We start from the raw sequence: 5,143 nt of genomic DNA, 5'->3' as shown, positions 1-5,143 counted from the left end.
CCAGTCTTTTCATTCAGCTTGCCTTTTGCGTTCCCCTTGTTGCGGTGATATGCCAGCCTTTCGCTTTCAAGGACAGCCAGTTTCTTCTCCAGCTTTGTCTTTTCCAGCAAATCGTCATTACCCGAAAGAATAGCCACGTATTCACTGAAATGTACGCCGCCGCTTTCATCCATTGCACCCTCGTCAATGGTACGGGTAGCCAGATTGCGGCTTTTGAGTTGATTGATGAATACCTGCTTGTTATGCAGGAGGTTGAACTTGTAACTGTCCAGAGACTTCTCCACCGCATAAATGAAACAGGCCGCTTTGTTGTCCGCAAACTGTTTGGCAACAATATTGCCTTTTCTTGCCACACGTCCGTTACGTTGTTCCAGATCGGACGGCCTTCAGGGTATATCCAGATGATGGATGGTCACGGCCCGCTCCTGCGCATTGACACCCGTTCCTAATTTTTGCGTGGAACCGAAGAGCACACGGATACGGCCGGAGTTCATATCTTTGAACAACTCCTTGCGTGCATTGTCACTGTTAGCCTCCTGAATGAACTTTATCTGCCTTTCCGGGATATTATGGTCTTCCACGAGCTTGCGTTTTATCTCGCTGTAAATGTTCCACTGGTCGGGCTTATATGTGCTAAGATCCGAAAAGATGAACTGCGTGCCCTTCTGGTCGAGATATTTATAGTAAAACTCAGCAACTTTTGCCGCACAATGGGATGCCTTGTTGCCCGGATTGTCACCGTATTCAGGGTCTATCAGGCGCATGTCAAGCGACATCTTGTTTGAATAGTTGGTCGCAATCAGCATTTTGGCCTTTTCTTCCGCTTCGGACAAAGGCTCTCTATCTATATAGGTGGCATCTCCGGTTTCGGCGAACTTCATCAGCTTCTGAATGAAAATCTCCTGCTGGGGAGTGGGCGGTATATGATAAAGCTGTTCGTTGAGTTCCGGCCTGTCAACTCCCACATCCTTTGCAGTCTTGTAATCGGTAATCTCCGCATAGAAGTTGGCAAGTTCCGGTACTTTGATGAAATAGCGGAAACGTTCCTTCTGTACAATCTGGTTGGTTACGGAAAACTCGAAGTCCGTACTTTTCTTTGCATACACTGCCGCCCAGCCGTCAAAACATGTAATCCCCTGCCGTTCCATTTCTTTGGGACGGAGATATTTGAAAAGGAGATAAAGTTCGGTCAGGCTGTTGGAAATGGTAGTACCGGACAAGAAAGTGGCTCCCAAATCCCTGCCCGTGCGTTCCTGTATGGTACGGACGGCGAAAAGCAGGTTCATGGCTTTTGCGCTTCCTTCAGGGTTCCCAAGTCCGGAAACTCTTGAGTGGCGGGTGTTGAACATGAGATTTTTGAAGGCATGGCTTTCATCAACGAACAAGTGGTCAATGCCCATTTGCCTGAAATCGGTCACGTCATCCGTCCTCTCTTTTATCTCCTGATCCAGCTTTTCGAGTTTGGCTTCAAGGTTTTCTTTCCTTCTTTCCAGCCCCTTCTTTATCCAGCCGCTCACTTCATTGCCCTGCTGCTCGAATACGGCGAGGTTCTCTTCGATGCTGTATATTTCCTGCGCATATATCTCCTGCTGTATTTCGGGAGACTGGGGTATTTTTCCGAACTGGTCGTGTGTAAGTATGATGCAGTCCCAGTTGTTGTTTTTTATATCATGGAATATTCCGATACGTTTCTCCGGGGTGAAATCCTCCTTGCCCGGATAGAGCACTTTGGCATTCGGATAGGCCCTTTTGAACGTGTCGGCTATGTCATGTACGTTACTTTTGAGTCCGATAATCATCGGCTTGTTTGCCAGTCCGAGACGTTTCATCTCAAAGGCGGCCGTACACATGATAAGCGTCTTGCCCGTGCCGACCTCGTGATCAATTATTCCACCGCCGTTCATTTTCAACATCCAGACGGCATTCTTCTGACTGTCGTACAAATCAGGTATGCCCAGTCCTTTCAGGTCAAGGAACGGGAAACTTTGAAGGGAGCCGTCGTAATCTGGACGTACATAACAGTTGAACTTGCGGTTGTACATATCCGCAAGGTGCTGTTTAAATTCGGGTAACTGCTCGTTCAGCCAATCGGTGAAGGCCGAACGTATCTCATTGATTTTGGTATCGGCAAGCTGGATGGCATCCGCATCGCGTACCTTTATGTTGTTGCCTTCCTCATCTTGCACCGTTTTTGTGATGTCGGGCACCGTATTATGCAGGGCGTGTTTCAACAGGTCGTTTCCATAATATCCTCTTTTCTCCCCTTTCACATAATACTTGTCAGTGATGTTCGCATTGGTTCCTTCAAAACTCACGCTGAACTCGTCGATGGATTCCGTATAATGGATACGGGCCTTTGTCTCAAAGAGATATCCGGCAAATTCTTCATATACGGACATGGGTATCCACCTTTCTCCCAGGTTAAAGTCAAGTAAATCGAAACTGATCGGCTCCGGGATGGCTTCCTGTAAGGCTTCCAATGATTTTTTGCTTGCATTATCATCGGGATAGTCTTTCAGGTATTTCTCTATCCATTCGGCTTTGGCCACCACATTGCCCGCTATGAACCGGTCCTTGATTTCATAGTTCTTCATCATGGGATTATAGAAGATACGGGTATCCAATTGTTTGAGCAACTCTTGCCCGTCAATCTCGCTGAGGTCTTCCATATATTCGAGGTTGACTTCGCCGAACTTGTTCAGTGATGCCGCAAGCGCTTCCTGCGGGGTATCCACATGTTTCACTTCATTGGCATTGAACGATACGGGTACGGTGAATATATCCGCCTTGCATATCTTTCCGTTTATGGAACGTTCCAACGAAAGCATTTCCCTTCCGCCTGCGTCCATTAGCAGGAGCTTGGCGTTATCCTTGCCGTTCAACTCCCTGAACATGCGGTAAAAACTGTCATACCGCTTAGCCAGCTCTTCCCGCAGTTCCGGCTGTTCCGTTTCCGTTTCGGCTTCCGCATTGTAGAGGTTGTGGTACGCTTCCCGAAGGGGGATATAATAGGCGGCACGGTATTGCTGGGTGACTGTCAGTTTGAGCGGATGGAATTGTACATCCGAACTGCCCAATCCCCGCAGATACCCGTATTGTTCACCGGCTTTCACGAGAGAGCCGTTCTTGTATTCCGGGCGTATCTCTCCGGTGAACGGCCGTGGCTCCATTTCTTTCTTCCGTTCCTCTTCAAACTTTTGCCTGCGCTCCTGCCACCGTGCTTCCGCTGCCGCCCGTTCTTCGGTCATGTCCTCATGCGTGGCGGCTTCATCGTACATATTCTCTTGTGAGAAGAGATTGAACATTTCGGGTTCACTCTCTTTTTTCTTGCGGGTTGACGATGGTGTCCGGTTTGGTGCTGGTCTGTTTTCCGGAACTTGTATCTCCGCTTCCTCTTCTTCCGCATAGGCGGCAAAAAGATTAAGCATGGGTTCATAAGGTTTGGCGGAAAGGGTACTTTCAACCTGCACCTCTTGCCGTTGTTCCACTACCTCTGTTTCCGGCCGTGTTTCAAATTCAGTTTTGAGAGTGGTAGAAACGGTCGGTCGGGACAGATTATCCTTATAAAGTTTCCGGTCGAGATGATTTTCTGCATCTTGTACCAATAGCTTTTTGAGATGTTCGGAAATGGCCTCAATGCCTCCTTCATGGATGAAATTCATGGCCGGTTGTCCGTACATGTTTTTACCAGAAGACACGGATGTATGGACGATATGGTCTAAATCGGAGTAGCTGTTGTTGATATTGATGTTGCCGGATATCAGACGGGTTTCAATGAAGCTCCGTTCCTTTTCAGTTAGTTCCGTTTTTTGTGTATTCTTCTGCAATACGATCAGGTCACTGCTTACTTGTGTACCCGCATCAATGAACAGATTGTCCGGCAGGCGGATAGCGGAGATAAGATTGGCATGGTTCACCAGCCATTCCCTTACGGGGCGGTTCTGTGGTGAATCCATGACACCCGATGTCGTGATATAGGCCAGTACTCCGCCTTCCCGTAACGTATCCATGCCTTTGAGAAAGAAATAGTTGTGTACGGCACCAAGTGAGGACTTGCGCACGGGGTCATCACTCCGGTCAAAGTCACGGTCGTACACTCTGGTATTTCCAAACGGTATATTGGAAGAAACAACATCGAAGTAGTTGTTATAATAAGGCTGTATGGACTGAAAACTGTCTATGGTTACTCTGCTTTCCGGATAGAGGGATGAGAGTACCTTTCCCGTGAGCTTGTCTTTCTCGAAACAATGGACTTCGGGAATATCCTTTAAACCGCTGATAAATACCCCTGCTCCGGCAGAAGGGTCAAGGAAGCGTTTGGGGAGGATTCCCGATGCCTGCAAAGATTCCTGCATCGCCGCTACTACCGGTTCCGGTGTATAAAAGGCAGAGAGGACGGAGTTTTTCAGGCTTTGAACGTATGCCTTGTATTCTTTCTCGTCTTTGGAATATTCACGCAAAAGCTCATGCAGCAGTCTGACTTGGGGGAACAACTCCTTGTCCGTCGTTCATCTTTCAATGTCCGCGTCCTTTTCTGCCGGATTCAGGATGCACTTCAATCCGCCAAAACCGGAATAGCCGTTTAAAACTCTGCGCCCCTCTTCTGTGAAGCAAGCCTCCGGACGCATGAATATCCATTCAAGTGCAGCTATATTGTCCGCCAGATATAGTCGTTTGTTATATGCCATATTCTTCTATATAAGATTGTATGAAACCTGTAAGTTCAATGGTAAGGGTGCGATAGGACGGGGATGTTTCAAACCGGTCGTCTATGGGATATTTACTGAATACGGTTTCTGCGAGCGATAGTATTTTCAGGCAGAACTCCGTCCGTCTTCCGGGTCGGACTTCGGGAAACCATTCCGAAACAACCTCGAACACCGTGTCGAATTTGGAGAAGCGCAAGTCCTGATAGAGAACGGCGTCAGCCAGTTGCAATGCCTGCGCAGGGGAAAATCCGTCGCGTATGGCACGTTCATACGTACCTGCCGCTTCGTCGGCCCGTGAACGGACAAGTTCTCTGTTACCGGCAATATGCGGATGGCTTTCCTTTAAATAAAGAAGGAGAGTCGTCTCAAAATAAGACAATTCTCCGGTTGCGGTATTTTTATCTTGTATAATCATCTGTTATCGCTTTAAAAGT

3 protein-coding genes and 1 pseudogene are annotated in these 5,143 nt (G+C 47.9%); all 4 read right to left on the bottom strand.

Annotation, left to right across the window (positions count from 1 at the left end):
- Window positions 1-353: pseudogene (locus BN161_RS27520) on the bottom strand (hypothetical protein); the annotation flags it as partial.
- 33 nt (window positions 354-386) lie between these two features.
- Window positions 387-4,355 carry an N-6 DNA methylase gene (locus BN161_RS27515; protein ID WP_044272442.1) on the bottom strand — a complete coding sequence of 1,323 codons (3,969 nt, stop codon included), beginning with the start codon at window positions 4,353-4,355 and terminating at the stop codon, window positions 387-389.
- A 153-nt stretch (window positions 4,356-4,508) separates the two neighbouring features.
- Window positions 4,509-4,688, bottom strand: a complete 180-nt coding sequence (locus BN161_RS27510; RefSeq protein ID WP_044272439.1) for a hypothetical protein — start codon at window positions 4,686-4,688, stop codon at window positions 4,509-4,511.
- Window positions 4,678-5,124, bottom strand: coding sequence for a DUF1896 domain-containing protein (locus BN161_RS27505; RefSeq protein ID WP_044272438.1), 447 nt, complete (start codon window positions 5,122-5,124; stop codon window positions 4,678-4,680). Before BN161_RS27505 ends, BN161_RS27510 begins: the two co-directional genes overlap by 11 nt.
- Window positions 5,125-5,143 lie beyond the last annotated feature (19 nt).

Source organism: Bacteroides timonensis (assembly GCF_000513195.1).
Classification (GTDB): domain Bacteria; phylum Bacteroidota; class Bacteroidia; order Bacteroidales; family Bacteroidaceae; genus Bacteroides; species Bacteroides timonensis.
This window is presented reverse-complemented; position numbering and strand designations above follow the sequence as displayed.

Excerpts from the sequence above, each read along its gene's own strand:
- BN161_RS27515 (WP_044272442.1), bottom strand. The coding sequence starts at position 4,355 with ATGCAGGAATCTTTGCAGGCATCGGGAATCCTCCCCAAACGCTTCCTT.
- BN161_RS27510 (WP_044272439.1), bottom strand. The coding sequence starts at position 4,688 with ATGGCATATAACAAACGACTATATCTGGCGGACAATATAGCTGCACTT.
- BN161_RS27505 (WP_044272438.1), bottom strand. The coding sequence starts at position 5,124 with ATGATTATACAAGATAAAAATACCGCAACCGGAGAATTGTCTTATTTT.